The organism is Lishizhenia sp., from assembly GCF_033720595.1.
Lineage (GTDB): Bacteria > Bacteroidota > Bacteroidia > Flavobacteriales_D > Crocinitomicaceae > Lishizhenia.
This window is the reverse complement of record NZ_JAWWCF010000236.1, coordinates 1-3,753: the sequence shown is the minus strand read 5'-3', so window position 1 is coordinate 3,753 and position 3,753 is coordinate 1. Positions and strand designations below refer to the sequence as shown.

General features: G+C 37.0%; 4 protein-coding genes. 3 read left to right on the top strand and 1 reads right to left on the bottom strand.

Features of this window, described 5'->3' with window-relative positions; all coding sequences use genetic code 11:
• A partial coding sequence (locus R3333_RS13160) for an AMP-binding protein (RefSeq protein ID WP_318959233.1) occupies positions 1–256 on the bottom strand: 256 nt, incomplete at its 3' end.
• A 291-nt stretch (positions 257–547) separates the two neighbouring features.
• On the opposite strand from R3333_RS13160, the gene R3333_RS13155 reads away from it, so the two are divergent.
• Genes R3333_RS13155 through R3333_RS13145 form a run of 3 tightly spaced genes read left to right on the top strand, consistent with a single transcriptional unit; the run spans position 548 to position 3,694 of the window.
• Positions 548–1,030: an RNA polymerase sigma factor gene (locus R3333_RS13155; RefSeq protein WP_318959232.1), complete on the top strand. Its 483-nt coding sequence runs from the start codon at positions 548–550 to the stop codon at positions 1,028–1,030.
• On the top strand, positions 1,027–2,733 hold the full coding sequence (locus R3333_RS13150; RefSeq protein WP_318959231.1) for a PorP/SprF family type IX secretion system membrane protein: 1,707 nt from the start codon (positions 1,027–1,029) through the stop codon (positions 2,731–2,733). The genes R3333_RS13155 and R3333_RS13150 overlap by 4 nt, the downstream gene beginning before the upstream one ends.
• Positions 2,734–2,737: 4 nt before the next feature.
• Positions 2,738–3,694 carry a type IX secretion system membrane protein PorP/SprF gene (locus R3333_RS13145; protein ID WP_318959230.1) on the top strand — a complete coding sequence of 319 codons (957 nt, stop codon included), beginning with the start codon at positions 2,738–2,740 and terminating at the stop codon, positions 3,692–3,694.
• Positions 3,695–3,753: the final 59 nt, after the last annotated feature.

Sequence of the window (3,753 nt, the reverse complement as noted above, 5' to 3'; positions counted from 1 at the left end):
CTATAGCTCCCGTCTGTTGAATTCCAATATCCATAATATTCCATTCATACCTGTTCGGAGAAACCAAAGCGATTTTATCACCTGGCTGTATTCCAAGAGCAATTAACCCTTTGGAAACTTCGTTGGCTTGCTCGAGAAATTCCTTGGTAGAAATAGCCGTCCACTTGTTGTCCACTTTTGTAGAAAACATTACCTCTTGAGGGTACTGTTCCATTTGTAAGTAGGGGATGTCAAATAATCTTTCCGGTGTCTTCATAGTGTATAGTTTACCCAATAAACTTAACTAAAAATATCTTCATTTCATATATAAATTCATAGAATTTTAACGTAGAATTTCGTTTGTTTTCTGGATTATAGTTGCTAGGAGTGCATAATGAGTTAGCAAGAGTGTGTGCTTAAAATGTTAAAAGACAAAGTGTTCGTTAAAAATTTATTACTTTTATACATAGCGTCCTAATAGTAGAAAACCACTTTTCAAAAATCTTTTTTTTAAGGGTGTAACTTTAGGACCGGTTAAATTGTTTTAATTGTTAAAGCGGACATTCTTTTGACGAGAACGGAGTACAATGAAGTTGTTAATGAACACGCCGGTCGTTTATACGGCTATGTGTTAAAGTACCTCAGAGTTGAGGCTGACAGCAATGATATTGTACAAGATGTTTTTGAAAAGCTTTGGAAAAACAGGAAAAAGATAGAGCGCGAGAAGGCGAAATCTTGGATGTTTACCACCGCACACAATACGTTGATCAACTTCGTGAAAAAGAAAAAGAGAACGGTGTATAATTCAGAAACGCTTCCTGAGCGTGGATTTGAAAATCACAGTTTTGAAGCGAAGGAAATCATTGAAAAGGTTTTGGAGTTGCTTCCGCCTATTCAAAAGAGTATTGTGTTACTGCGAGATTTAGAGGGATATAACTACCAAGAAATTGGAGAAATGTTATCACTTTCTGATTCTCAAGTTAAGGTGTACTTGTACAGAGCAAGAAAGAAAATGCAAAAACAATTAAAGGATTTAACTATATTTCAATGAGCGAACCTTCTATCCAAAACATAGATAAGTGGATGTTTGAATTGCACGAGGGAAACCTTTCTCCGGCGCAAGAGAAGATGTTGATGGATTTTATTGCCGTGCATCCCGAATTGTCGGCAGATTTAGACGCTTGGAAGATGGCTTCAGTAGAAGCTGACCCCGTTGCTTTTGATACACAGGCATTACTCAAAGACAAAAGAAAGATTGCTCCTGTTTATTGGGGAGTACTGAGTGCTTTTGTACTCGGTTTGGGTGCAAGCGCTTGGTTATTTTTATCAGATGAATCAAAAGCGACCTATGCTTCTAAAGATCTAGATCTTACAATTCAAAATGATGCGTTCAGAACTGGTTTACTTTCTCAAGTGCAAACAGAAGATGTTACTCCGTCTATTTCCTTGAACAAGGGTGAAAATAGTGCACAAGAAATTCAGTCAAATTTATCATATACTAATCCTCAAAGGACAATTAATCGTTCATTTTTAGAGGATCAGTTTCATTTTGTAAATAGAGAGGAAGTAGTTTTAGATGCGTCAACTTCAAGTGAACTACAGACTACAAATCAACAACAATTTGAAGAACGTTTGTCTCAGATTGTTGCAACATTAGATGATGAAGAAAGAAAAGTTACTTCATCGAATGATAGAGCTGCAAATGATTTTGAAAGCAGTAGCAATACGCCTAATAGCAAAGTGAATCACAATGCGCAACATTCAAGCTCGAATAAAAGAGCTTTTACACTGAAGCGAGCATTGTATGAGTTTTCAAGAGATGTAAAACGCACCATGAACAATCCTGTAGCATTGAAAAATTACAGAGATCAATATTACAGTTTACCATCAGCAACCGGATTTGCTGTAAACCCGGGAATGGTGGGTACGCAGGTAGCGCCAAAAATTCAATGGGCTACAAGAGGGCAATACCTAGGTACTTCATCTAGCCAAATTTCAAATAGATTATCCTTTGATACATATGTGTACGAATTAAAAGGAGGAATAGGTGTTGATTTAAACCATAGTACAATAGATAATGGGGCTGTTCAAACAATGGAGGGAGCCTTTACCTACTCACCAAAAATTAGTTTGGGAGAAAAATTTTCATTAGAACCTGCATTGCGTTTTAGGTTTGGAAATAAACAAATTGATGCAGATAAATTAGTAATGGGTTCAGTGATAGAGCTGGATAGAGGAAGGCCGCTACAGTTTTTCGAGGAAGGTCAAACACCTACTGGACAATCTTTATGGTATAGAGATGTTCAAGCAGGGTTCTTATTAAATACACCATGGTTTTACGCAGGGGCAAGTATCGATAATGTTGGAAGACATTTTAACAATATTTACTCCAATGATTTAAGTTCAGACTTTAAAGCTAGTCCCTTCTATCAGGCACAAATAGGAACAGATTACAAATCGCTTTCTAAAAAAACTGTGTTATCTACTTATGCCATTTACCAACAGCAAGGAAGTTGGAATGAGCTATGGGTCGGAGCTAATATTAAATTCAAAGGTGCTCATTTTGGAGGGGCCATAAGTAATGATTTTGACCCAGCTCTTTCGTTAGGGGTAGACGCGAAAAGAGTGAGGTTCATCTATAATGCAGATTACTCCCGAAGTCAAATTGACAGCAAGAAGTATCTGTGTCATCAATTAACCCTTCGCTATAAATTAAAACCAAACCGAAATGCACGCCGCATTTTAAACATGTAAGGAAATGAGAAAAGTTATTGTATTCATCGCAACAATTGTTAGCAGCTTGGTAGTAGCCCAAGATTTGGAATTTTCGCAATTCTATGCTAACCCCCTGTATTTAAATCCTGCTTTTGCAGGGTCTAATGGTTGTCCTCGGATAGCTACCAATTACAGGAACCAATGGCCCTCACTAACAGGAAACTTTGTGAGTTATGCAGCTTCGTATGATCAATATTTTGATAATATAAATGGAGGATTTGGTGTAACCGCCGTTCACGATAGAATGGCTGGAAATACCTTGAATCATTCGCACCTATCACTTATTTACTCATATCACTTAAAAATCAATAGAAAGTGGTCTGCACTGTTGGGTGCACAGGCTACATGGAATCAAAAATTCTTGGATTGGTCTAAATTGTCGTTCGCCGATCAAATAGATTCTAGAAGAGGGTTTATCTATGCTACACAAGATGTTGTTAGAGGTGGAAGTAGAGGTTTCTTTGATGCGTCAGCAGGTGTGATTTTGTTTAATGAAAACTTTAACGTGGGTGTGGCGGCTAAACATTTAAACCGTCCAAATGAATCCGTGATTGTTGGAGAAAGTAAAATGCCTATTCGACTAACAGCGCATACTTCAGCAACTATTCCTTTAGGGTCTAAATCACAATATCAAAATGTAACGACTATTATGCCGACCATTTTGTACTCTTACCAGCAAGGTTTTCAGCAGTTGAATTTAGGTACATACGTTAAATATTCGGCTTTTACGGCAGGTGCTTTTTTAAGAAATAGAGATGCATTTATTCTTTTGGTTGGTATAGAATTAGACAATTTTAAAGTGGGGTATAGTTACGATATAACCGTATCTCAGTTAAACAATGGGGTTTCTGGTGGAGCGCATGAAGTTTCTCTAGGATTAACAATTCCTTGTAAAAAACCATCTCCGAAATTCAGGATGATTAGTTGTCCTTCTTTTTAATAAATAGTTTTCTTGTTTTTACAAGATTATTGTTGTTTTGTTTGATGAAATAGCAGGTG